The organism is Melioribacter sulfuriphilus, from assembly GCF_051488685.1.
Taxonomy (GTDB): domain Bacteria; phylum Bacteroidota; class Ignavibacteria; order Ignavibacteriales; family Melioribacteraceae; genus Melioribacter.
In genome coordinates this window covers 219,010-241,052 of sequence record NZ_JBPSEH010000003.1, presented here as the reverse complement: position 1 = coordinate 241,052, position 22,043 = coordinate 219,010, and the positions used below count along the sequence as shown (strand labels likewise).

At 35.1% G+C, this 22,043-nt stretch carries 26 protein-coding genes; 25 read left to right on the top strand and 1 reads right to left on the bottom strand.

Features of this window, described 5'->3' with window-relative positions; all coding sequences use genetic code 11:
* The first annotated feature begins 21 nt into the window (after window positions 1-21).
* From ACSSV9_RS06115 to ACSSV9_RS06010, 22 genes are all read left to right on the top strand, one after another.
* Window positions 22-1,389, top strand: coding sequence for a tetrathionate reductase family octaheme c-type cytochrome (locus ACSSV9_RS06115; protein WP_437346354.1), 1,368 nt, complete (start codon window positions 22-24; stop codon window positions 1,387-1,389).
* A gap of 42 nt (window positions 1,390-1,431) precedes the next feature.
* Window positions 1,432-1,866: a CGGC domain-containing protein gene (locus tag ACSSV9_RS06110; protein ID WP_437346353.1), complete on the top strand. Its 435-nt coding sequence runs from the start codon at window positions 1,432-1,434 to the stop codon at window positions 1,864-1,866.
* A gap of 74 nt (window positions 1,867-1,940) precedes the next feature.
* Complete coding sequence (locus ACSSV9_RS06105) at window positions 1,941-2,852, top strand: radical SAM protein (RefSeq protein WP_437346352.1); 912 nt, start codon at window positions 1,941-1,943, stop codon at window positions 2,850-2,852.
* On the top strand, window positions 2,842-3,720 hold the full coding sequence (locus ACSSV9_RS06100) for a PLP-dependent cysteine synthase family protein (RefSeq protein ID WP_437346351.1): 879 nt from the start codon (window positions 2,842-2,844) through the stop codon (window positions 3,718-3,720). The genes ACSSV9_RS06105 and ACSSV9_RS06100 overlap by 11 nt, the downstream gene beginning before the upstream one ends.
* A 128-nt stretch (window positions 3,721-3,848) precedes the next feature.
* Complete coding sequence (locus tag ACSSV9_RS06095; protein ID WP_437346350.1) at window positions 3,849-4,094, top strand: DUF5320 domain-containing protein; 246 nt, start codon at window positions 3,849-3,851, stop codon at window positions 4,092-4,094.
* 82 nt (window positions 4,095-4,176) lie between these two features.
* The gene (locus ACSSV9_RS06090) at window positions 4,177-4,605 is read left to right on the top strand and encodes a NifB/NifX family molybdenum-iron cluster-binding protein (RefSeq protein ID WP_437346349.1); all 429 of its coding nucleotides are present in this window, start codon (window positions 4,177-4,179) and stop codon (window positions 4,603-4,605) included.
* On the top strand, window positions 4,602-4,991 hold the full coding sequence (locus ACSSV9_RS06085; protein ID WP_437346348.1) for a NifB/NifX family molybdenum-iron cluster-binding protein: 390 nt from the start codon (window positions 4,602-4,604) through the stop codon (window positions 4,989-4,991). The genes ACSSV9_RS06090 and ACSSV9_RS06085 overlap by 4 nt, the downstream gene beginning before the upstream one ends.
* Before the next feature lie 11 nt (window positions 4,992-5,002).
* Window positions 5,003-5,851 carry a nucleotide-binding protein gene (locus ACSSV9_RS06080; protein ID WP_437346347.1) on the top strand — a complete coding sequence of 283 codons (849 nt, stop codon included), beginning with the start codon at window positions 5,003-5,005 and terminating at the stop codon, window positions 5,849-5,851.
* Entirely contained in the window at window positions 5,844-6,725 is an 882-nt protein-coding gene (locus ACSSV9_RS06075; protein ID WP_437346346.1) for an ATP-binding protein, read from the top strand. Before ACSSV9_RS06080 ends, ACSSV9_RS06075 begins: the two co-directional genes overlap by 8 nt.
* A 13-nt stretch (window positions 6,726-6,738) precedes the next feature.
* Complete coding sequence (locus ACSSV9_RS06070; protein WP_437346345.1) at window positions 6,739-7,077, top strand: NifB/NifX family molybdenum-iron cluster-binding protein; 339 nt, start codon at window positions 6,739-6,741, stop codon at window positions 7,075-7,077.
* On the top strand, window positions 7,074-7,514 hold the full coding sequence (locus tag ACSSV9_RS06065) for a Dps family protein (protein WP_437346344.1): 441 nt from the start codon (window positions 7,074-7,076) through the stop codon (window positions 7,512-7,514). Before ACSSV9_RS06070 ends, ACSSV9_RS06065 begins: the two co-directional genes overlap by 4 nt.
* Before the next feature lie 64 nt (window positions 7,515-7,578).
* Window positions 7,579-8,124: a pyruvoyl-dependent arginine decarboxylase gene (locus ACSSV9_RS06060; protein ID WP_437346423.1), complete on the top strand. Its 546-nt coding sequence runs from the start codon at window positions 7,579-7,581 to the stop codon at window positions 8,122-8,124.
* An 81-nt stretch (window positions 8,125-8,205) separates the two neighbouring features.
* The gene (locus tag ACSSV9_RS06055; RefSeq protein ID WP_437346343.1) at window positions 8,206-8,952 is read left to right on the top strand and encodes an MBL fold metallo-hydrolase; all 747 of its coding nucleotides are present in this window, start codon (window positions 8,206-8,208) and stop codon (window positions 8,950-8,952) included.
* Between the two features lie 66 nt (window positions 8,953-9,018).
* Window positions 9,019-9,858 carry a putative manganese transporter gene (locus tag ACSSV9_RS06050; RefSeq protein ID WP_437346342.1) on the top strand — a complete coding sequence of 280 codons (840 nt, stop codon included), beginning with the start codon at window positions 9,019-9,021 and terminating at the stop codon, window positions 9,856-9,858.
* Window positions 9,858-10,469, top strand: coding sequence for a class I SAM-dependent methyltransferase (locus tag ACSSV9_RS06045; protein ID WP_437346341.1), 612 nt, complete (start codon window positions 9,858-9,860; stop codon window positions 10,467-10,469). Before ACSSV9_RS06050 ends, ACSSV9_RS06045 begins: the two co-directional genes overlap by 1 nt.
* 31 nt (window positions 10,470-10,500) lie before the next feature.
* Window positions 10,501-10,890 (top strand): acyl-CoA thioesterase, encoded by a 390-nt coding sequence (locus tag ACSSV9_RS06040; protein WP_437346340.1) that lies wholly within the window; start codon window positions 10,501-10,503, stop codon window positions 10,888-10,890.
* Window positions 10,891-10,913: 23 nt separating this feature from the next.
* Complete coding sequence (locus ACSSV9_RS06035) at window positions 10,914-11,495, top strand: class I SAM-dependent methyltransferase (protein WP_437346339.1); 582 nt, start codon at window positions 10,914-10,916, stop codon at window positions 11,493-11,495.
* 12 nt (window positions 11,496-11,507) lie between these two features.
* Window positions 11,508-13,880, top strand: a complete 2,373-nt coding sequence (locus ACSSV9_RS06030) for a TonB-dependent receptor (protein WP_437346338.1) — start codon at window positions 11,508-11,510, stop codon at window positions 13,878-13,880.
* Window positions 13,881-13,947: 67 nt separating this feature from the next.
* Window positions 13,948-14,826, top strand: coding sequence for an EamA family transporter (locus ACSSV9_RS06025; protein WP_437346337.1), 879 nt, complete (start codon window positions 13,948-13,950; stop codon window positions 14,824-14,826).
* A gap of 522 nt (window positions 14,827-15,348) precedes the next feature.
* Window positions 15,349-16,227, top strand: coding sequence for a substrate-binding domain-containing protein (locus ACSSV9_RS06020; RefSeq protein WP_437346336.1), 879 nt, complete (start codon window positions 15,349-15,351; stop codon window positions 16,225-16,227).
* 1 nt (window position 16,228) lies between these two features.
* Window positions 16,229-17,743, top strand: coding sequence for an ATP-binding protein (locus ACSSV9_RS06015; RefSeq protein ID WP_437346335.1), 1,515 nt, complete (start codon window positions 16,229-16,231; stop codon window positions 17,741-17,743).
* 89 nt (window positions 17,744-17,832) lie between these two features.
* Window positions 17,833-19,188: a sigma-54-dependent transcriptional regulator gene (locus ACSSV9_RS06010; protein ID WP_437346334.1), complete on the top strand. Its 1,356-nt coding sequence runs from the start codon at window positions 17,833-17,835 to the stop codon at window positions 19,186-19,188.
* A gap of 48 nt (window positions 19,189-19,236) precedes the next feature.
* On the opposite strand, the gene ACSSV9_RS06005 is transcribed toward ACSSV9_RS06010, so the two are convergent.
* Window positions 19,237-19,575 (bottom strand): hypothetical protein, encoded by a 339-nt coding sequence (locus tag ACSSV9_RS06005; RefSeq protein ID WP_437346333.1) that lies wholly within the window; start codon window positions 19,573-19,575, stop codon window positions 19,237-19,239.
* A 219-nt stretch (window positions 19,576-19,794) separates the two neighbouring features.
* Here ACSSV9_RS06005 and tatA point away from each other — a divergent pair, with 219 nt between their 5' ends.
* The 3 genes from tatA to ACSSV9_RS05990 are packed head-to-tail and all read left to right on the top strand — an operon-like array spanning window position 19,795 to window position 22,038.
* Window positions 19,795-19,953 (top strand): twin-arginine translocase TatA/TatE family subunit, encoded by a 159-nt coding sequence (gene tatA / locus ACSSV9_RS06000; protein ID WP_437346332.1) that lies wholly within the window; start codon window positions 19,795-19,797, stop codon window positions 19,951-19,953.
* A 21-nt stretch (window positions 19,954-19,974) separates the two neighbouring features.
* A complete protein-coding gene (locus tag ACSSV9_RS05995) occupies window positions 19,975-21,072 on the top strand; it encodes an outer membrane beta-barrel protein (RefSeq protein ID WP_437346331.1) in 1,098 nt (365 codons plus the stop codon).
* A 57-nt stretch (window positions 21,073-21,129) separates the two neighbouring features.
* Entirely contained in the window at window positions 21,130-22,038 is a 909-nt protein-coding gene (locus tag ACSSV9_RS05990) for a 4Fe-4S dicluster domain-containing protein (RefSeq protein ID WP_437346330.1), read from the top strand.
* Window positions 22,039-22,043: the final 5 nt, after the last annotated feature.

Sequence of the window (22,043 nt, the reverse complement as noted above, 5' to 3'; positions counted from 1 at the left end):
AGTTTAAAAATTGGAACATGTATGAATAATAAAATAATTCTGTTTTTTTTCTTTTGCAGTGTTTTTCTTTTTGCTCAATCTCATAAGGACATGATTGAAGGCCCGTTTTCAAATCCCCAGGAAGTAACCGAACAATGTTTAACGTGTCATGAATCTTCTGCAAAAGAAATTATGAAAACAAGCCATTGGACGTGGCTTGACGAAAAGTTTGTCGATGCAAACAACGACACATTGCAAATGGGAAAACGTAACTTTATAAATAACTTTTGCATAGCATTACCTTCAAATTATCCGCGCTGCACGAGTTGTCATATTGGTTATGGCTGGAAAGATTCAAATTACGATTTCAATAACGAAAAAAATGTTGACTGCCTTGTGTGTCATGATTTATCGGGTACTTACAAAAAAACACCGACCGGAGCGGGGATGCCCGATCCAAAGGTTGATTTGTTGGTCTCTGCTCAAAGTGTAGGCAAACCAACTCGCAAAAACTGCGGAACCTGCCACTTCGACGGCGGAGGTGGAACCGGAGTTAAGCACGGCGACTTGGACGACAGTTTATATGAGCCGGCACCAGAAACTGATGTTCATATGGGTAAACTTGATTTTCAATGCCACGAATGTCATTCATCGACCGGGCATGTGATTAAAGGCGCAAGCCACGGTTCAATGGCGGCTGGTCAAAATCATATTTATTGTACCGATTGCCACGAAGGCGCAATTCATAAATACAAACTAATTGATAGACATTCAAATTCCGTTGCGTGTAAAACTTGCCATATTCCTGTATTCGCAAAAGTAAGGCCAACTAAAGTTTGGTGGGATTGGTCAAAAGCTGGCGAGGATAAAACCCAACCAAAAGACGAATTTGGTGAAGAGACTTATAATAAAATGAAAGGCGAATTCCGGTGGGCAAAAAATGTTATACCTACTTATAAATGGTATAACGGAAGCGCTTCGTATTATAAGATTGGGGACAAAATTGAATCCGGGAAAATCTTAGCATTAAATAAACCTAATGGAAATATAAAAGACCCTAAAGCTAAAATTGCACCATTCAAGGTTATGCGCGGCAAGCAAATTTACGATCCTCAAAACAAGTATTTGATTGTTCCAAAACTTTATGGTGAAGATGGCTATTGGAAAACTTATGATTGGAATAAAGCAGCAAAAATCGGGATGAAAGAAGTTAATCTCGATTACTCAGGCAACTATGATTTTATTGAGACCGAAATGTATTGGCCGATTAATCACATGGTTGCGCCAAAAGAAGAAGCCTTAAAGTGCAAAGACTGCCATAGCACAAACGGACGTTTGGATTGGAAAGAACTTGGATACAAAGGCGATCCGAGAAAAATTAAAGGAAGAAAGCTTGACGAAAGTAAATAACATAAAATAGAAATTAAGGATGAGATAGCTGTTGGACAGCAAGTGAAAATAGGAATAATAATTTGCGACAGATATAAAAATTGTACTGGCGGAAAATGCTTAAGATCTATTAAAGAAAGAGCAGGAGCCTTCCAGGTATATAAAGATAGAGATGTAGAACTTGTCAGTTACACAACCTGCGGCGGCTGCCCCGGCGAAAATATAGAGTATGCATCGGAGGAAATGAAAAAGAACGACGCTGAAATTATTCACTTTGCAACGGGAATGGTTGTCGGCTACCCTTTGTGCCCTTATGTAGGATACATTAAGAAGTCTATTGAAATCAAATACGGTTTGAAAGTTGTTGTTGGAACATATCCTGTACCCGAAAAATATTATCGCGTTCACACTAAACTGAATACTTGTAATACACGTGAGTGGGGAGAATTTACCAAACCGACATTAAAAGAAAAGGAATTAAGATTAGCTTACGGTTAGTTGCAAAGGAACAATTCAAAGGATTAAAAATGATAGTTTTCGGTCCAATACCGTCGCGAAGATTAGGAAGATCATTGGGAATAAATAACATACCGCCAAAAGTTTGCAGTTATTCATGTATTTACTGCCAGCTTGGCTCTACTAATACAATGTCGATTTCGAGAAAAGAGTATTATTCAACAAACCATATTTATGACGAAGCTGCAGAAAGAATAACTCAACTTCAAAAAGCAGGTGAGCAAATTGATTACTTAACTTTTGTGCCTGACGGCGAACCTACACTCGATATTAACCTTGGAAAAACTGTCGACAGGTTAAAATCATTCGGGATTAAAATAGCGGTCATTACTAATTCATCTTTAATGAATGATGAAGAAGTAAGAAGAGATTTGATGAAAGCAGATTGGGTTTCGGTTAAAATCGATTCTGGTTATGAAAATATCTGGCGTAAAGTTAACAGACCACACGGATTGCTTGACCTCCATGAAATACTTCATGGAATAGAACTGTTTGCGTATACCTACAAAGGAGTTCTGGTAACCGAAACTATGCTTGTAAAAGGTGTTAACGATAGTATTGAATCTCTGAGTAAAACTGCACAAATAATAAGCGAAATAAACCCGCATAAATCTTATATATTGGTTCCTACGCGTCCGCCCGCCGAGAAATTGGTAAATATTCCGACTGAAGAAAGTTTAAATGCAGCATATCAAATTTTCAGCTGTCTATTGAATAATGTTGAGTTAATAGTTCACAACGAAGGAACGGACTTTAGTTATTCTTCCGATGCTGAAAAAGAATTGATGAATATTCTTGCGGTTCATCCAATGCGTAAGGATGCAGTTGAAAAATTTCTATCTAAAGCAAATTCTAATTGGGAAATGATCAACAGCATGCTCAGAAATAACTTGATTAAGTTCGTTGAATACAACAATGATTTATATTACATAAAAAATATTCACTCACGAGAGATGAATGAGAAATAATTGTTTTGATATTGTATTGGGATCAACAGGCAGAACGCTATACGTTAAACTCGGTAGCATTTCGAAAGGATTGAAAGCTAATATTTATTCAAAACTTGATTATATGAATCTGGGTGGCAGCGTTAAGGATCGAATTGCAAGATACATGATCGAAAAAGCTGAACGCGAAATTAAACTAAAACCGGGCGATGTGATTCTTGATAATTTTTATGGCAACACCGCTAACGCTCTATCTATTGATTGCCGTAAAAAAGGATACAAGATTAAAATAGTGATTCGTGACACTGCGAGCACAGAAAAAATAAAAATGCTTGGAGTGCTCGGAGTTGATGTAATTAAGGTAGATGCGTCGCTTCTACCTGAACATCCAGAGTCGTGCTATCAATATGCGTATAATCTTGTAAAGGATGATTTTTCACTTTCCTGCTTCGATCAGCATAACAATCTTGACAACAGCGCGCACTTTGTAACAACGGGACCTGAAATTTGGAAACAGATGAACGGAAAAATTGATTATTTAATCGACGAAATTGGAACAGGCGGAACAATTATTAGTGACGGTAAATATTTGAAAGAAAAAAATTCCAATATAAGAGTATGCGGCATCAATACGGTAGGCTCCATCTTTTATAAATACTTTAAAGGAAAGAAATTAATAAAACCCTCACGTTCTCTGATTGAAGGAATTGGCGATGAACCTTTGATAAAAACTACACAACTCGACTTGCTTGACGATATGTATCAGATTGAAAGTAAAATCGCAATTGAGTGGACAAAAAACTTGCACTCGAAGAAGGAATTATTGCAGGCGGCTCGAGCGGACGCTAACATTTTGGGAGCAGTTAAATTGGCAAATGAAATTAATTAAAAAGCTGGCATCATAACATTAATTTATGATTCGGATTATAAATATTTTCAACAATGTATAACGATGAATGGCTAACTGAACATCATTTGATCTAATAATATTAACAAACAAAAACATAGGAGGAATTTATGCCCGGATTTGATCATACTGGTCCAATGGGACGAGGTCCTTTAACAGGTAGAAGAAGAGGACGCTGTTTTGATACGCAAACAACGCAGACTGAAAAAACTGCAGCACAGTCTTCTGAAAACAAAGAAGAGGTTTATGGATTAGGCCGTGGTGGCAGACCTCGTGGTGGAGCAGGAAATCGTTTCCGAAGCGGTTGCGGTAAAGGTGGCGGAAGAGGTCGTGGTAGAAGATTCGTGAATAGATAATGATCTTTTCTCCTGTCGGACATCGCGTGTATTTTTATATCCTTGGAATGCCATCTCACGCAAAGACGCAAAGGTTAAATAAATGAAAATAGCCGTAGCATTAGAGAAACCTGAAAAGACATCACAACTTTCCGAGGTTTTCGGAAGAAGTAATTTCTTCTTGATTTTTAATACCGAGGGTGAATCGGAAAAAATTATTAATAATCCTTATGCAAAGGAACTGGGCGGTGCCGGTATCCAAGCTGCTCGAACATTAATTGAAAACAACATTAATATTGTAATTACAAGAAATATTGGTACTAATCCTTTTCGGTTTCTCGCTTCGGCAGGTATAAAAGTTTATCTGTGTCAAGAAGGAACGGCTGCAGATGCCATCCAACTTTACAACGAGGGTAAATTAACTGCTGCTGTATCTATTGATTACTGTTATACTCGGGGTAAAAAAAGAAAAAGGTATGGCAAAAATTGTCATGGTAATAAATTATTTAAAAACAAAAGGGGAGATTTATGAATCAAAGAATAGCAATAGCAATTGAAGAATACGGTGCTAAGGAAAGGGTAGCCGAACATTTTGGAAGATGCACAAAATTCAATATTTGCGAACTTGACGAACAAAAGAAGGTCGTTAAAACAGAAACTTTTTTTAATCCCCTGGCCGGTGAACACGGCGGCTCATGCCAGTTGCCGGGCTATGTCAAGCAATTCAATGTAAGCACGATTATTGCTGGCGGAATGGGACAAAAAGCAGTTTCTAATTTTTTATCGTTCGGCATTGATGTTATTACAGCGCCCGGACTTCTCTATGAAGAAGCCTTGGAACTCTTTACTCAAGGAAAGTTGCATGGTTACGAAGCATGCAAACACGGACACAAGCATGATAATGAGCACTTTAATTAATTAAAAAAACAATGATAATATCAATTGCATCCGGCAAAGGAGGAACCGGCAAGACAACAATTGCAGCAAGTCTTGCCTCAGTAATTCCGGAAAGTGTTTATTTAGATTGCGACGTTGAAGAGCCGAACGGACATCTTCTTCTTAAACCAGAATTTTTAACAGAAGAAAGCGCTGAAAAATTACTTCCTTTAATAGACCAAGATAAATGTACGTTTTGTGGTAATTGCATAGATGTTTGCGAATTTAACGCTTTGATTAATCTGAAATTTGAGATTGTATTGTTCGAAGAGCTGTGTCATAGCTGCGGCGCATGTAAATATTTCTGTCCATTAAAAGTAATTACCGAAAGAGAAAAAGAGATTGGAATTGTTAGAACAGGAATTACAAAAGATAAAGTGCTTTTTGTAGACGGGTTATTAAAAATTGGAGAGGCAACAGCGGCGCCTTTAATTAAGGAAGTAAAGAAAAAAATTATTAAAGAGAAAGTAAACATAATCGATTCACCGCCAGGCACTTCATGTTCTATGGTTGAAGCAGTTAAAGGTTCAGATTATTGTTTGCTCGTTACAGAATCAACACCTTTCGGATTGAACGATTTGAAACTTGCCATCGAAGTGCTGAAATCGATTGATATCCCTTTCGGGGTTGTAATCAATAAATATAATTCCTCTTTCGAAGAAATGGAAAACTATTTGAATGTCAACAATATCGAAGTATTGCTTAAAATCTCTTTTGATAGAAGATATGCCGAAGCTTATTCAGAAGCGATACTTCCAGTAAAAAAATATCCGGAATTGAAAGAAGGTTTTATTCGGCTGCATAAAAAGATTATGGAGGAATTAGAGAAAGTAAATGCATGATAAACCTTACAAACAGATTGTAATTCTCAGCGGAAAAGGTGGAACAGGCAAGACAACGTTGTCTGCCGCCTTTGCGAGCTTGATAAATAATAAAGTTATTATCGATTGCGATGTTGATGCAGCAAATCTTCATCTCGTATTAAAACCAAAGATAGTAAACAGATATGAATTTTACGGAGGCAAGAAAGCAACTATTGATAGAAGCAAATGCAAAGAGTGCGGGCTATGTGAAGCTGTCTGCAGATTCAGTACAATAAGTAATTATGTGGTAGATCAAATAAGGTGTGAAGGATGCGGATTCTGTTATCGAATATGTCCTTATGATGCAATAAAATTTAATCCTTCAAAATCAGGTTCATTCTTTGAATGTGAAATAAAAGATAAATCGAAATTTTATTATGCAAAACTTTACCCGGGCGAGGGAAATTCGGGTAAACTTGTAAGTGAAATCAAAAAGAAAGCTCTGGAAAATATTTCTTCAGAGATAGAATGGGTTATAGTTGATGGACCTCCTGGGATCGGTTGCCCGGTTAATGCAAGCTTAGCAGCTGTGGATTATGCTGTAATTGTAACGGAACCAACAGTCTCAGGAATTCACGATTTAAAAAGGCTTGTTGAATTATTAAGCACATTTAAAATTCATTCGGGAATTGTGATCAACAAATATGATTTAAATTTAGAGATTACCACCGAAATATTTAAATATGCCGAAAACAAAAAGATTCCAGTAATTGGGTCAATCCCGTTTGATGAAAAATTTGTGAAGGCTTTAATATGCGGTCACAATGTAGTTGAAGAAGATCAGACAATCCGCAATGAAATAAGCATTATATGGAAACAATTAGAAATGCAAATTGAAATAACTGCTAATTAAAAAAGGTGTGATCATGAAAATAGCCGTAACATCAACTGGCGGATCAATGGACGCGCTTGTGAGTGAACAGTTCGGACGCTGTCAGTATTTTATAATTGTCGATTCCGAAACAATGAAATTTGAAGCCATATCCAACCTCGGCGAGCAAATGAGTAGCGGCGCCGGTCCTAAAGCTGCTGAATTAATAAACAAGCACGGCGCAGAAGTTTTGCTTACCGGTAAAGTTGGTGACAAAGCCGGAGATGCTCTAAAGAAAGTCGGAATAAAAATTGTCGACGGATTTACAGCTTCAGTAAAAGTTAAAGATGCTGTTAATATTTATTTGTCAAAACAACAACGCGGTACTAAATGAAAAGCAAGGTCATTGAATTGTTAAACAAAAATCTCGCTAATATCCAGGTAATTTATATAAAACTTCATAATTACCACTGGAATGTTAAGGGGATTACTTTCAAAGCGGTTCATGAACTAACCGAATTTTATTACGGTTATTTTGCAAAACTATTCGACGAGGTCGCAGAAAGAATAGTTCAGCTTGGTGGAAAACCATTCGCATCAATGAAAGAATATTTAAATAACGCTGCAATAAAAGAAGAAAGCAAAAATGATTTTGACGGAATATTTGTGCTGGGTTCTATACGTAACGATTTTGAATTAATGAACAAAGAATTTAAAGATATTTCAAAAATTGCCGAAGAATTGGAAGACTCGCCAACAGCTGCTTTAGCAGATGAAAATATTGCATGGCTGGAAAAACAAATTTGGATGATTAATGCAACTATGGGATAACTATATTCAATAAATTATTTCTTTTGAAAAAAGACTTTTTCCAACAAAATAAGAGGTGAAAAAATTGTACGTTCCAACGAAGGTGTTTTTTACTAAAGGTGTAGGCAGACACAAAGATTATTTAAGCTCATTTGAAGCTGCATTGAGGAATGCCGGAATTGAAATATGCAACCTGGTATCAGTCAGTAGTATTTTTCCGCCGGGGTGCAAAATAATCTCGAAACAACAGGGATTGAAAGAACTGAACGCGGGACAGATTACATTTGCGGTTATGGCACGCAATGCTACTAACGAGCCCAACAGGCTGATTGCATCTTCAATTGGAGTTGCAATTCCAGCGGATGGCAAGCATTACGGCTATCTTTCGGAATACCATCCATACGGAGTAAAAGAAAAAATTGCCGGCGATTATGCCGAAGATCTGGCGGCTCAAATGCTTGCAACTACGCTCGGTGTAGAATTTGATTCAGAAACAGATTGGAATGAGCGCGAACAGGTTTTTAAAATGTCCGGTAAAATTGTAAGAACGTTTAACGTTACTCAAACAGCGAAAGGAGATAAAAAGGGATTGTGGACAACAGTATTGGCGGCTGCCGTATTTTTACCATAAATAACAATCGTGGAAATCATAAAATCAGAACACTACTTTTGTATCTGTTTACGGTGAGAATTAATTTTAAGGAATAATTTTATGGCCATGAATATACAAACAAAAGAAAATGAAAAAATAAAACTAACAATAGTTTACGATAATAATATTTTTTTAGAAGGCTTACAAAGCGACTGGGGGTTTGCAGTAGTTGTTGAATTTGGTGAAACAAAATTACTTTTCGATACAGGTGATAATGGCAAGATACTTCTGGCTAATATGAAGAAACTCGGCATCAACCCGGGAAATATTGATATTGTTTTTTTATCACATTACCACCATGATCATACAGGCGGATTAAACGATTTTTTTGAACTTAATTCTTGTGTAAAAGTATTTTACCCTCAATCATTTCCTCAACAACTTAAAGATAATATAATAAATTCAGGCGCTGAGGCTGTGGCTGTTTCTTCATTTAGAGAAATACTTCCAGATGTATATTCACTCGGTGAGTTTGGCGGTAGTATACCCGAGCAGGTGCTGGTAATTCGAAGTGGGAAAGGAATAATTGTGATTACCGGTTGTGCTCACCCCGGTATAATTAACATTCTTGAAGTGGCGAAAAAACAATTTCCAGATGAAAAAATTCACCTTGCTTTAGGCGGGTTTCATCTAAGAAATATAGCGGTTGAAAGTCTGAATAATCTAATTCAAGAAATACTAAAGATGGAGATACAATATGTTTCTCCGACCCATTGCTCGGGCGATAATACAATAGAAATATTTAAGCAAGTTTTTGATACAAGATATATTAAAGCAGGGGTTGGTAAGGTTTTTCGAATTGCTTAGCACAGGTTTGAAAGTTTAATTAAAAAGAAAGAAATTTTTTATGTAAAATAATTAGCTGGTTGAATAATGGACGTAATAATTAATGTCTTGAAAGAATCTGTAAAGGTTACCCTTCTTGTTTTAATAATGATGATAGCCGTAGATTTTTTAAACGTTAAAACAAAGGGTAAGCTGGAATCGATTTTACAAACAGGCAATAGATGGAAACAATATTTTGTTGCCTCGTTACTTGGTGCGGCGCCGGGCTGTCTGGGTTCGTTTGCCGGGGTTTCGCTTTATATTCATGGCATGATAAGTTTCGGTGCTCTTACAGGTTTAATGCTTGCAACTTCGGGCGACGAACAATTTGTAATGCTTGCGATGTTTCCCGATACAGCTTTGATAATGTTCGGAATTCTTTTTGTGCTTGGCATTGTCGCAGGATATTTTACCGATTACATCGTCAAAAAATTTCGCATTAAAACCTGTACAGATTGCCAATTCAAACAATACCATCCAGGCGAAAAAGGTTATAAGCATTATTTCAAAGTTCACATCTGGATGCACATAATAAAGGGGCATATCTTGAAAATATTTTTATGGACTTTCGCCGCCTTGCTGGTTGTTGAATACGGGATAAGTTTCATTGATCTTAAAAGTATAACTGCAGATTATACATTTTTTCTTTTAATACTATCTGCATTAATAGGCATAATTCCGGAATCCGGTCCACACTTAATTTTTGTAATGCTTTTTGCAAAAGGATTAATCCCGTTCTCGGTTTTGTTTACAAGTTCGGTTGTTCAAGATGGACACGGAATGCTTCCCATGCTTTCTTATTCTGTAAAAGATTCGCTGCGTATAAAAATATTTAACCTTGTTTTCGGATTGGTAGCCGGGTTGATTATTTATTTGATAGGATACTAATGATAGATTTAAACTCAATTCCAAAATCCGAAAACGATTTGTTGTTGAACGAGTGGGGTTTTGATTTAATAAAGGAATATTTCGAATTGATTCAATCAGCAGATTTTCCGTCAGGCAATATTATTCTTGATGTGGCTACCGGAACGGGCAGAGCCTTATCAATATTAACAAGACTTGGATATTCGATAATTACCGGCGATAATAATCATAAATTTAAAAGTGAAAGCGAGAAAAGAATTTCCGAAAATTTTCGACATAAAGTTCATTACATAAAACTCAACCTGGAAAAAATCCCTTTTCGCGATAACTCGATTGATAATATAGTTTGTATAAATACTCTTCACGAACTTGAAAATCTACAATTATGTCTTGATGAAATTATTAGGGTTCATTCTTCGAATGGTAAGATGTTGATTGCAGATTTTAATTCAGCTGGTTTTGATGCTATGGATAGAAGCTACAGAATCAGATACAATAAACTTCATACGCGTGGAAAAATTACTCCGGAAGAAACTGAGTTAATTCTGCTGCAAAATTATAGCAATGTGATCAGGATAAACACAAAATTAAATTATGGATTTATTGTGCACCAAAAATTAAATGCAGGATGACTTGTTAATAAAGAAGGGCGATAATAAGACGATGCAAGTAGAAATTAAGTTTAATATAAATACTTATGATATAGATGCAGCTGGACATGTGAATAATATAGTTTATTTACGGTGGCTGGAGGATTTAAGAACTAAACTGATTTCAGGCATTTGTAATTTTAATGAACTGTATGAAGAAGGTTTATATCCCGTTATTGTGTCAACATCAATTAATTACAAGAGACAGTTAAAATTATTTGAGGCACCTATAGGTATTATGGAATTAGAGAGTATTAATCATGGAATATTAACTTTGAAAGCTAATATCAAAGTTGAGACCGGTATAGTTGCATTCGCTGAACAGAAATGCGTAATAATGAATCTGAAAACAAAAAAAATGATAAGCGGGACGCTGCTTTCTAAAATAATAAATCAAAACTAATATTATTATTTGTTAGGGATATTATGAGCGATTATAAATTCAAGGAAGTAGATTTCGATAATCCATCAATTCCATTTATTATTGAAGATTTTCTGAAGAACTTGATTGGTGAAAAAATTTTTTACAAATCTTTATTAAGCCTGGTTAATATTAAGGGTAATGAGAATATTTTAGATTTTGGATGCGGGGGAGGAATCGGCTCAAGAGCAATAGCTAAATTGCTTACTAAAGATGGGCATTTGACAGGCATAGATACTTCAACGTACTGGACGAAAAAAGCCAAAAAGCGATTAAGGAAATTTCCAAATGTTGATATTTTATGTGGTGATATTAGAAACATAGACATTCCCAATCAATCTTTTGATATAATTTATATCTTTCATGTTATTCATGATATACGACCGGACGAAAGACAGGATACGATAAATGCACTTAAGGACAAATTGAAGAATTCGGGCAGAATAATTCTTGTCGAGCCGCTGAAATATTCTCACGGTATCTCACCTGACGAGTTAGAAATGTTAATGCTTTATGCCGGTTTAATAAAATCACATTTTAGCATAACCCATAACGAATATAAAGGTGAATTTCGGTTAATCAAATAATAGGGGTGAAAAATGAATACAAAGTTATTGTTTTGCATTTTACTTTTTTTAGCTAATTCATTATTCGGGCAGGATTGTATATTAAAGGGAAAAGTAACAGACTCTAAAAACGGAAATGCAATTCAAAATGCGGTGGTTTTTATTTCTTATAATTATATGGCTTATACAAACAGCGAGGGCTATTACGAAATCAAAGATATTCCAGAAGGAATTTACAAAATTAAAATTTCTCGTCTTGGTTATAAGTCCTTTTCTTCAACTATTAATATTAATTCACATTCCTCAACAATGGATTTCATTCTTGAACCTTCACCGATAGAACTCGACGAGGTAATAGTAAGCACAGACAGAACAGAAAAATATTTGCGTAATTCCCCTTATTCGGAATTATTAGTTGGGAAAGAGCAATTAGAGAGCAAACCTTTTAATTCATTATCGGAGGTTTTAAAAACGGAAGCAGGAATTTCTTTGTTGAGGGACGGAATATGGGGAACGGAAGTAAGTATCCGTGGATTAAACCGCGAAAACGTTGTTACACTGATCGACGGAAATCGAATAGCTACATCCACAGATATCGCTGCGAGGCTTTCGATGATTAATACGGACGACATCGAGCGAGTAGAAATTATAAAAGGTGCTTCGTCTTCAATTTACGGTTCAGGTGCAACTGGCGGGATACTCAATATTATTACAAAATCCCCGCAGTTATACGATAAGTTTTTTATCAACGGAAATATTTCTACCGGATATAATTCGGTAAATAATTTATCGGCTTTTTCCGGCACAATTTATACAGGAGATTCATTCTGGTCGACAAAATTAGCCGGTTCGTATAGAAAGGCAAACAACACTCAAACACCCGCAGGAGAATTAAAAAACAGCCAGTTTGAAGATTATAGTTTCAGTGGTTCATTGAACGTATTGCCTTTTGATAATCATAAATTAAAAATCGATTACCAGCTATTTAAAGCTAATGATGTCGGTATCCCTGGTGCATCAGTGTTCCCGACTAATGCGGATGTCCGTTATCCGAATGAAAAAAGAGAATTGATTTCTGCTGCTTATGAAATACAAAACATATCGAGAGTTTTCTATAAGCTTTCTGTTAAGTATGCATATCAATTCATCGTGCGTAATGTGGAAAATATTCCGCACACAGTTCAAAATATCCCTGCAACCGGTACAACCCCAGCACGCAGGGTGAGTGTTCTAAAAATTACTCCAGCTGCCGATCACAAAAACAATAACATCCAGATACAGGGTAATTTCTTCCTCGGCAATAATAACAGTCTTATTGTCGGAATTGATTATTGGGACAGGAGTTACAACGGCCATCGTGAAAAATACCAGATGATTGAAGTGTTGAATGCTCAGGGAAATGTTGTTAATACAACAAACAAAGTAATCGGCGAAAAACCACTGCCTGATTCAAAATTTAGTAGTTTGGGAATGTTTGCACAGGACAATGCTGAATTAATTAAAGATAAGTTAACATTAACACTGGGAGCGCGTTACGATGTTATTAATATTAGCGGCGAAACAACATTGAATCCGGTTTATGAAATTACAAACGGAGTTTATAATTCTTCGCCTTCCGGACAAAAAGTTATCTGGAACGAAATTGATGCCGATGATGCATCGTACAGTGCTAATGCCGGTTTAAAATATTCTCTTAATTCTAATCTCGATTTTACACTTGGACTCGGTTTATCATTCAGGTCACCTTCACTTGAAGAACGCTTCCAATACATTGACCAGGGAAGTTTTGTGCGCGTAGGAAATCCTAATTTAGAATCTGAAAAAGGGAAATCAATTGACCTGGGGATTCGATATTATACTGATAAATTTAAAATGGTTTCAAGTGTTTTCTACAATCACTTCGATAATCTGGTATCGGAGCTGCCCGGTACTTTTGAAACAAGGAACGCTTTTATCAAAACAAACATAGGGGAAGCAAGGATTTATGGATTGGATGTTAGAGCAGACTATAATTTTTACATTAATTATGTTCTTTATGTTACGGCATCCTATGTAAAAGGCGATGATATTACATCGGGCGGGCATCTACCCGAAATCCCCCCGCTAAACGGAAATCTGGGAATTAAGTTTAATTTATTGAATAAACTTACCACAGATGTCTCTGCGTCAATTTTTGCCGAACAAAATAAAGTTGCCGCAGGTGAGTTAACAACTCCCGGCTATGCAGTTTTTAATTTATCGTTGAATTCAGGTGATATTAAATTTTCCGTATTAAATTTTCGTATTTTTGCTGGTGTTGAAAATATTTTTAATAAAGAATACAGGAATCATCTGTCCACAACACGGGGATTAATTGTTGTAGAGCCCGGAAGAAATTTCTTTATAAAATTAATTGCTGATTTCTAAAATTAGTTCTCCGTGTCTCTGTGTCTTTAATAAAAACACAGCGACACAGAGGCATAGAGTAGAAAACATGACTTGGTTTATTGTTGCTTTTCTTTCCTCGCTTCTTTCTGCATTTGCGGCAATTACGCAAAAGAAAATCTTATTTAACCGCACACCGCTTGAATTTTCTTTTCTGCTCGCAATTGTTAACCTGATCTTTTCAATCCCGTTTTTTTTGTTTGTAGATTATGGAACAATTCAGTCGTCAAATCTTGGAGTTCTATTATTAAAATCGATTATCGGAGTCGCAGCATTCCTTTGCGTGATGACTGCCCTAAAAAATTTGCAAATAAGCAATGCACTTCCTTTGCTTGCTTTAACGCCAGGGTTCGTAGCTATCTTTGCGTACTTTTTACTCGGCGAATCATTAAAAACACAGGAAGTAATTGGACTAATTTCATTGATTGTTGGCACATACATACTTGAGAGTAAAAGCCTTAAAGAAATTTTATTTCCTTTAAATGTTTTCATTAAATCTAAATATCATCATTATATTCTCTTAGCATTATTGCTTTTTACGGCTTCATCTATAATGGATAAGTTTTTGCTTGTAAAACTGAATATGACGCCTATTTCGTTAATGGCATTTCAGCATTTATTTCTGGCAGTAATTTTTGCGCTATTATATTTCATATATCCCAGTCAAGATAAAAAATGGTTAATCAATGTTAATCAAAACGATTTCGGCTGGATTGTTTTAGTATCATTACTCACAATCGGTTACCGCTTCACGCAAATTATTTCGGTTAGTTTAGCATCTGTGGCGTTATCATTAGCAATTAAACGGACTTCTGTTTTGTGGGCAACTATTATAGGCGGAAAAATTTTCAAGGATTCGAATTTATTAAAGAAGACAATCGCTGTTTTGTTTATACTGCTTGGTGCGGTTTTAATTCTGAGAGATTAATAAAGACTTGTGTTTTTTTAAAAGCTGTAAACGTTACAAAAAAATCAATCCAGTTATTTTCTGAACAGAGTTATAGACATAATTCTGTTTTGATAGGTGGAATTAATTTTGCCTTTTATCCTATTCGAGCTCATTCCCAAGCGGGTAATTAGGAAACTTGTAAGATCGTGTTATACTTGACAATGTAATTCCATATAGAAATCTTTTCCGGTTCTATATCTCAAACAGAAAAAAGTAGTCAAGTACAACTATTAATTCTGTCACTGGGAGCACTGATATTGTCTTTTTTCCGTAAAAGATATTTCTACTTACGAAGCAGCATTTGTTATTTACAAATGTTGGCTTTATTCTAAGCCGCTTAATTATCGAGGTATTCGATTTGTTTTATGGATAAAAAAATTTGAGATTGCCTTATAATACTTTGCGAAGTTTATTTGATTTATTCCATTCAATAATTAAATCTTTTTCTTGTCCTTTATTTCCCTTTAATTTTTATATTTGATAAAAAATAATGCAATATTAATGAAAGCTATTTATTATAAAATATTTCTATTATTCTTCTTAATTACAGCCTGCAATGAAAAACAAAATATTAAAGAAATTGAATTCTCTAACAATCAACCAAAAAACTTCCAACAATTGGAAAATGATTCTGTTCGCATCATTTATGTAGCTGTTTCCACAATGATTTCTCCACTGGAGACTTTTAATCTTTATAAGGATGTTATTGCTTATATTTCAAAAAAAGTTGGGGTTCCAATTGAATTCAAACAGAGAAAAACATATCAGGAAGTAAATGATCTTCTAAAAGAAAATAAGCTGGATTTTGCTTTCATTTGTACAGGTGCATATCTTGAAATTAGAAATCAAGCGCCTATTGAAATACTAACAGTGCCTGTAGTGAATGGCAAACCATACTATCAGGCATATATAATTGTAAATCAGGAAAGTGGAATAAATAATTTAACAGATCTTAAAGGTAAATCTTTTGCATTTACTGATCCTCTTTCAAATACAGGTTATTCTTATGTTGTCAACTGGTTAAAATCACTTAATACTACACCGGAAAAATTCTTCGGTAGAACAATTTTCACTTATGCACATGACTATTCAATTCAAGCTGTAAAAAGAAAATTTGTAGATGGAGCTACTGTTGATGGTCTGGTTTATGAATTCTTAAATCATTTTCAACCCGGGGAAGTAGAAGGCACAAAGATCATCCACAAATCAAAAGAGTTTGGAATCCCTCCTTTTGTAGTTCAAAAAAATCTTGATAAAAATCTCAAAGAGAAATTAAGAAAAGTAATGCTTGAGATGCACCTTGATCCTGAAGGCAAAAAATTACTCGGCAGGATTATGATTGATAAATTTATTTTAGCGGATAACTCTCTTTATAAATAAAATGATGACGACTTTCAGATTTAAACTGCCTCTTTTCTGGAAATTCTCCATCGCAATAATTACCATTGTTATAATTTTTGGTTCAATAAACTCAATTCTGATTTATAATAATGTTCAAACAGCGCTTCAGTCGGAAGATGAAAAGAGAGCCTTATTTATTGCGCGGAGTATAGCTAACGAGGTTACACCTTCAATTCTGTTTGAGGATTACATCTCAATGCAAAATACAATTAACAGTATGAAGGAAATTGACGAGAATATTTTTTACATCTTCATTACTGATAATAATAAAAATGTAATCGTTCATACATTTAAGAATGAATTTCCGTTAAACCTGATTAATGCAAATTCGTTAAGTGAGAACCAAAAATCGAATACTCAGTTACTGTTGCTGAAGGATTTCGACAGAGAAGTAATACTTGATGTGATTGTTCCGATACTTGATGGCAAGGTTGGAACAGTTAGAGTGGGCTTAAAAGAATCTTCCATTATAGCAGATGTTCAAAAGACGGTTAATATTTTCTGGCTAATGGTTGCTGTTTTTCTTACGGTAGGAATTATTGGCGCTTTCGTTTTTGCAAGGTTTATAACAAATCCAATAAAAACCATCCAGAACACAGCCGATAATATTGATTTTAATCTTATCGGTCAGACCGAAATGCCGCAGATACGAATCCGCAAAAAATTATTTAATAAATTTAAAATGCTCTTCAGAGCTGAAGATGAAATAGATATTCTTGCAGAGAAATTTAATCAAATGATTCTCCGTCTTGATAAAGCATATCGGGATTTGCAAAATGCTCAGTCAACAATTATTCAGTCTGAAAAACTTGCTACAGTTGGTACTTTAACAGCCGGTCTTGCACACGAAATAAATAATCCCGTTGCTGGTTTACAGAATTGTATCAGAAGGATTAAAAATGATCCTTCGAACATTGAGCAAAATATTAAATATATTAAGATGATGGAAAATGCAGTTGACAAAATTGAAAGAGTGGTCGGCAATCTTCTCAACTTTACAAGAAGACAAAGTGGTGAATTTGTAAGTTTGACGATAAATGAAATAGTGGAAAATTCCCTGTTGCTTGTCAGCCATCGTTTAGAAAAACTGAGAATCTCAGTGACGAAAAATTTTCCGGCCGATTTGCCTGGAATAGTTGGAAATAAAATTCAACTAGAGCAGGTAATTCTGAATTTGTTGATTAATGCTATCGATTCAATAGAAGAGAAAAGTTCTACTAATTCGCATTGTGAAAAGAGACTTTTATTTAATGCAAAAGCTGACGGCGATTTTCTAAGGCTACAAATTCAGGATACCGGAAATGGAATTCCCAAAAAAATTATTGATAAAATTTTTGATCCGTTTTTCACAACGAAATCTCCGGGCAAAGGTACAGGACTCGGATTATCTGTTGTTTACAGTATAATTGAAACGCATAAAGGAAAAATTTATTTTGAAAGCGAAGAAGAAAAAGGAACGGTTGTAAATGTTTTCTTACCGATTTATCGGAAATAATTTTCTACTGAGTTTATTTCACAGAGATTAGAAAATAGTTAAGCCAGTTATGGCACACAAAAAATTATCTTGAATAAACTAAAAGAAATATGAAAAAGATAAATATCTGTATAGTTGAAGACGAAGAAATTTTAAGAGTATCAATAAAAGATGATTTACTCGATGCAGGATATTCAGTTATTGATTTTGAAAATCCGGTTAAAGCTCTCGAACACCTCAGAAAGAAAATTTGTGATATTGTAATCTCTGATATTCGAATGCCGGAGATGGATGGCATTGAACTGCTATCTAAAATCAAATCCATTAACCCTGATGTTTCTGTTATAATTATGACAGCATACGGTTCTGTTGACACGGCAGTTGAAGCAATGAAGAAAGGAGCTTTTGATTACATCACAAAGCCATTTGACAAAGAAGAATTGTTACTTATAATAGAAAAAATAAAAGAAATAAAAGCACTACAGTCCAGGAATCTGGACTTTCAGACTTACTTTCAGGATCAATTTAACTTTGATGCATTTATTGGCATAAGTAATTATGTAAAAGAACTCAAAGAGACTCTCAAAATAATCTCACAGACAAACTCGACAATTTTAATAACCGGTGAAACGGGAACCGGTAAAGAGCTACTCGCAAATCTTATCCATTACAATTCGCAAAGAAAAGAAAAACCACTGGTAAAAGTTAGTTGTGGAATATTGTCAAAGGAAGTTATTGAAAGCGAATTGTTCGGACATGAAAAAGGCGCATTTACAGGAGCAGATAAACTTAGAATCGGCAGATTTGAAAAGGCTGATCAGGGCACAATTTATTTAGATGATATTGATGATATTCCCCTTGAAGCTCAGGTTAAATTATTGCGTGTACTTCAGGAACAGGAAATTGAAAGAGTTGGCAGCAGTGAACCGATTAAAATAGATGTGCGCGTAATTGCTTCTACCAAAGCTGATTTGAATAAACTCGTAAAAGAAGGGAAATTCAGAGAGGATTTATACTATAGACTAAATGTTCTACCTGTTCATTTAAAACCATTACGTGAACGAAAAGAGGATATAATTCCATTGTTCAATTATTTTCTTACTCAGTTTGCAAACCAAAAGCAATTTCAAATTGAAGAAAAAGTTTATGAAATTTTACAAAGTTATTATTGGCCAGGCAATGTTCGTGAATTAAAAAATATTACAGAAAGGCTTTCTATTCTTTGTCAGGATTGTAAAATAATTACTACCAGACTTCCTCAGGAATTGCTCTCAGAAAAACTGAACCTTGAACAACTACCACTCAATCAGGACAAATCATTGAATGAAATTCTTGAAGAAGTGGAAAAATCATTAATTCAAAAAGCTCTTATTAAAACCGGCAACAATAAAGCGAAGGCGGCAGAGCTTCTCGGTTTGCCGCCTTCAACATTGAAAAGTAAAATTGAAAAGTATGGAATTGCTTGAGCAATTAATTTAGCAAATGAAAAACAATTATGTTTTATGAGTTATAAACTATTCAAGTATAATTCTGGAAAAGTTTCCTTTTGGAACTGCAATTTCCTTTTCTAACAATTTTTCGTTTAAACTATAATAACAAATTTTATAAGACCCCTCAGGAAGTTTAACCATTGCTGCTGTATCAAATACTTCTCCAGAACTTAAAACTTTATTTCCATTTGCATCTACAACATAAAATGCAGAAAACTTAGTTCTGTAAATTCCATCATCGTAGATTAAATTTGCAGGTGTAACTATTTCAATGATCGAATAATTCTTTTCACCATTCGATGGGAAAGAGTTAATTGTTAAAGCAGTTAAAAGAATCATTGCGGTTAAAAAAGCCCTTTTCATATTTCTCCTTTTTTTTGACAAAAATATAATTTGTATGTTAGGCTATTATTAAAAAAATGTTAAGAAAGTATTAAGAAACGAAATTTCGCCGATAACGTCAGAAATTCGTCTCTCAAGTGGCCACTAATACAGAAAGAGCTTTATTTCAATAAGAAATCTATTATTTAACAGTTGGCACAGCGATTGTATAATTATACAAACTATTTAAAGGAGTTATAAATGGTCGGAAACTTAGGATTTACAGAAATATTGATAATAGTGGCAGTAATTACCTTTTTATTTGGGGCAAAACGAATTCCTGAAATAGCTAAAAGTATTGGAAAGGGCATTCACGACTTTAAAAAAGAAATAAAATCTATCGAAGAACTAACAAAATAATTTAATCTGAAGGAGAGAGAAATGAAAAATATTCTTTTTACAGTTATCGTTTTGTTCATCTCACTTGGCTCTTTACAGGCACAGGAAATAACAAACAAAGGAAGATTTTCCGGTTATATGTTTGGCGATTATTTTTATAACGCTGCAAGGGATACTGGTATTACATATTTGTCGAATGTTGCAAATGGTGGCAAAAAGGATTTGAATGGAATTCAGTTAAGAAGAATTTATTTTACTTATGATTATGATATCTCCGAGTCATTTATTACACGGTTCCGATTAGAGGCAGATCAGGCAGCAAATACAAGCAACAACAAAATTGGCGTTTTTGTGAAGGATGCATATTTACAATGGAAAAATATTTTTAAAGGAAGCGACTTAATTTTTGGTATACAGCCAACACCGGCATTCGAAGTTTCTGAAGGAATCTGGGGCAACAGATTTCTTGAAAAGACAATAATGGATTTAAGAGGAATTGTTTCGTCACGCGATCTTGCAGTTACACTAAAAGGTAAATTAGATAATGAAGGAATGTTCAAATATTGGTTGATGGTTGGTAATGGAAGCGGTAACTCACCAGAAACTGACAAATACAAAAGGTTTTATGCTCATTTACAATATTCTCCGGTAAAACAATTTACAACTACACTTTATGCAGATTTGAAAGCCCGTCCGGATATTAATGATCCGACAAGCACAAGTATTCCTCCTGCAACTCTATCAAATAATGATTTAACTTATGCATTATTCCTTGGCTACAAAGGAACAGATGTTTACTCTTTAGGAGTCGAAGGCTTTCTCACTCAAAGACAAAATGGAATGATTAGCGGTACTGAAATAAAAGATAAAACAGGAATGGGACTATCAGTATTTGCGTCATATAATTTTTCGAAAGAATTAGCTGCTGTTGGACGATATGACTACTACGATCCAAATAGTGATTCAGATGTCAAGGGAGATTCAAGAAACTGGTTCATCTTTAGTTTAAATTATAAGCCCGATGCAAAAGTAACTATCAGTCCGAATGTTATTATTGAAACATATGAATCGCTGCCAAATGGAAGAAGCATTGATGCGTCAATCACACCGAGAATAACATTCTTCTATTCATTTTTATAATTTTTTGATAGGACTCTTATTCTCATAATGGCAAGAATTTAATAATGGAGTAAAAAAATGCCAGAAGAAACAAAACAAGAAAGTTTATTAAGTAAAGAAATCTCACGAAAGGATTTCCTGAGAACTGCCGGAGTGGTTGGAGGCGGAGTAGCAGTTTCGGTCGCTGCTGTTACTATCTCACGTTTAAGTCCACCCCCTGAAACACCAACCGGCAAGGAAACAATACGAGATATTCCCGAATTCAAAACTGTTGAAGTGAATGAACAATCAGATATACTGATTCGTATGCAAGCTGAGTTGAAGAAAGCATTGGCTAAGCCGGTTGAAGAAAGAAAATGGATGATGGTAATTGATACAAGAAAATGTGTCGGCTGCCATGCTTGCACTGTTGCTTGCATTGCAGAAAACAAGCTGCCTCCGGGAGTTGTTTATCGCCCTGTTGTGCAGGAAGAGATTGGTGAATTTCCGAATACACAATTAAGATTTTTCCCACGCCCCTGTATGCAATGCGAAAACCCTTCGTGCGTTTCTGTTTGTCCGGTTAATGCAACCTGGAAAAGACCGGATGGTATTGTTCAAATTGATTACGATAAATGTATTGGCTGCCGATATTGTATTTCAGCTTGTCCTTATGGTGCACGCACAAGTGACTTTGGTGAGTACTACACTGAAGATACTCCGGAACTTCAACCTTATGAATTACTTCCAAGCAATGAATATGGCAAAAGCTGGGATCGCGAAGGCCACAATTCACCGATGGGCAATGCACGCAAGTGTCATTTCTGCTTGCATCGATTAAATGAAGGCGAACTTCCGATGTGCGTTTCAACCTGCATCGGCCGTGCAAATTATTTTGGCGATGCAAATGATCCGGATTCATTGGTTTCTGAAATGGCGAGACAACCAAATCAGATAAAGCTGCTTGAGGAAAAAGGCACTAAACCATCTGTCATTTATTTGATATGAGGTCA

Bases quoted from the DNA above. Each gene is read 5' to 3' on its own strand.
- ACSSV9_RS06090 (WP_437346349.1), top strand. From the start codon at position 4,177: ATGAAAATAGCCGTAGCATTAGAGAAACCTGAAAAGACATCACAACTT.
- ACSSV9_RS06070 (WP_437346345.1), top strand. From the start codon at position 6,739: ATGAAAATAGCCGTAACATCAACTGGCGGATCAATGGACGCGCTTGTG.
- ACSSV9_RS05990 (WP_437346330.1), top strand. From the start codon at position 21,130: ATGCCAGAAGAAACAAAACAAGAAAGTTTATTAAGTAAAGAAATCTCA.
- ACSSV9_RS05995 (WP_437346331.1), top strand. From the start codon at position 19,975: ATGAAAAATATTCTTTTTACAGTTATCGTTTTGTTCATCTCACTTGGC.
- ACSSV9_RS06085 (WP_437346348.1), top strand. From the start codon at position 4,602: ATGAATCAAAGAATAGCAATAGCAATTGAAGAATACGGTGCTAAGGAA.
- tatA (WP_437346332.1), top strand. From the start codon at position 19,795: ATGGTCGGAAACTTAGGATTTACAGAAATATTGATAATAGTGGCAGTA.
- ACSSV9_RS06030 (WP_437346338.1), top strand. From the start codon at position 11,508: ATGAATACAAAGTTATTGTTTTGCATTTTACTTTTTTTAGCTAATTCA.
- ACSSV9_RS06045 (WP_437346341.1), top strand. From the start codon at position 9,858: ATGATAGATTTAAACTCAATTCCAAAATCCGAAAACGATTTGTTGTTG.
- ACSSV9_RS06095 (WP_437346350.1), top strand. From the start codon at position 3,849: ATGCCCGGATTTGATCATACTGGTCCAATGGGACGAGGTCCTTTAACA.
- ACSSV9_RS06075 (WP_437346346.1), top strand. From the start codon at position 5,844: ATGCATGATAAACCTTACAAACAGATTGTAATTCTCAGCGGAAAAGGT.
- ACSSV9_RS06115 (WP_437346354.1), top strand. From the start codon at position 22: ATGAATAATAAAATAATTCTGTTTTTTTTCTTTTGCAGTGTTTTTCTT.
- ACSSV9_RS06035 (WP_437346339.1), top strand. From the start codon at position 10,914: ATGAGCGATTATAAATTCAAGGAAGTAGATTTCGATAATCCATCAATT.
- ACSSV9_RS06010 (WP_437346334.1), top strand. From the start codon at position 17,833: ATGAAAAAGATAAATATCTGTATAGTTGAAGACGAAGAAATTTTAAGA.
- ACSSV9_RS06050 (WP_437346342.1), top strand. From the start codon at position 9,019: ATGGACGTAATAATTAATGTCTTGAAAGAATCTGTAAAGGTTACCCTT.
- ACSSV9_RS06040 (WP_437346340.1), top strand. From the start codon at position 10,501: ATGCAAGTAGAAATTAAGTTTAATATAAATACTTATGATATAGATGCA.
- ACSSV9_RS06020 (WP_437346336.1), top strand. From the start codon at position 15,349: ATGAAAGCTATTTATTATAAAATATTTCTATTATTCTTCTTAATTACA.
- ACSSV9_RS06080 (WP_437346347.1), top strand. From the start codon at position 5,003: ATGATAATATCAATTGCATCCGGCAAAGGAGGAACCGGCAAGACAACA.
- ACSSV9_RS06065 (WP_437346344.1), top strand. From the start codon at position 7,074: ATGAAAAGCAAGGTCATTGAATTGTTAAACAAAAATCTCGCTAATATC.
- ACSSV9_RS06055 (WP_437346343.1), top strand. From the start codon at position 8,206: ATGGCCATGAATATACAAACAAAAGAAAATGAAAAAATAAAACTAACA.
- ACSSV9_RS06015 (WP_437346335.1), top strand. From the start codon at position 16,229: ATGATGACGACTTTCAGATTTAAACTGCCTCTTTTCTGGAAATTCTCC.
- ACSSV9_RS06005 (WP_437346333.1), bottom strand. From the start codon at position 19,575: ATGAAAAGGGCTTTTTTAACCGCAATGATTCTTTTAACTGCTTTAACA.
- ACSSV9_RS06100 (WP_437346351.1), top strand. From the start codon at position 2,842: ATGAGAAATAATTGTTTTGATATTGTATTGGGATCAACAGGCAGAACG.
- ACSSV9_RS06025 (WP_437346337.1), top strand. From the start codon at position 13,948: ATGACTTGGTTTATTGTTGCTTTTCTTTCCTCGCTTCTTTCTGCATTT.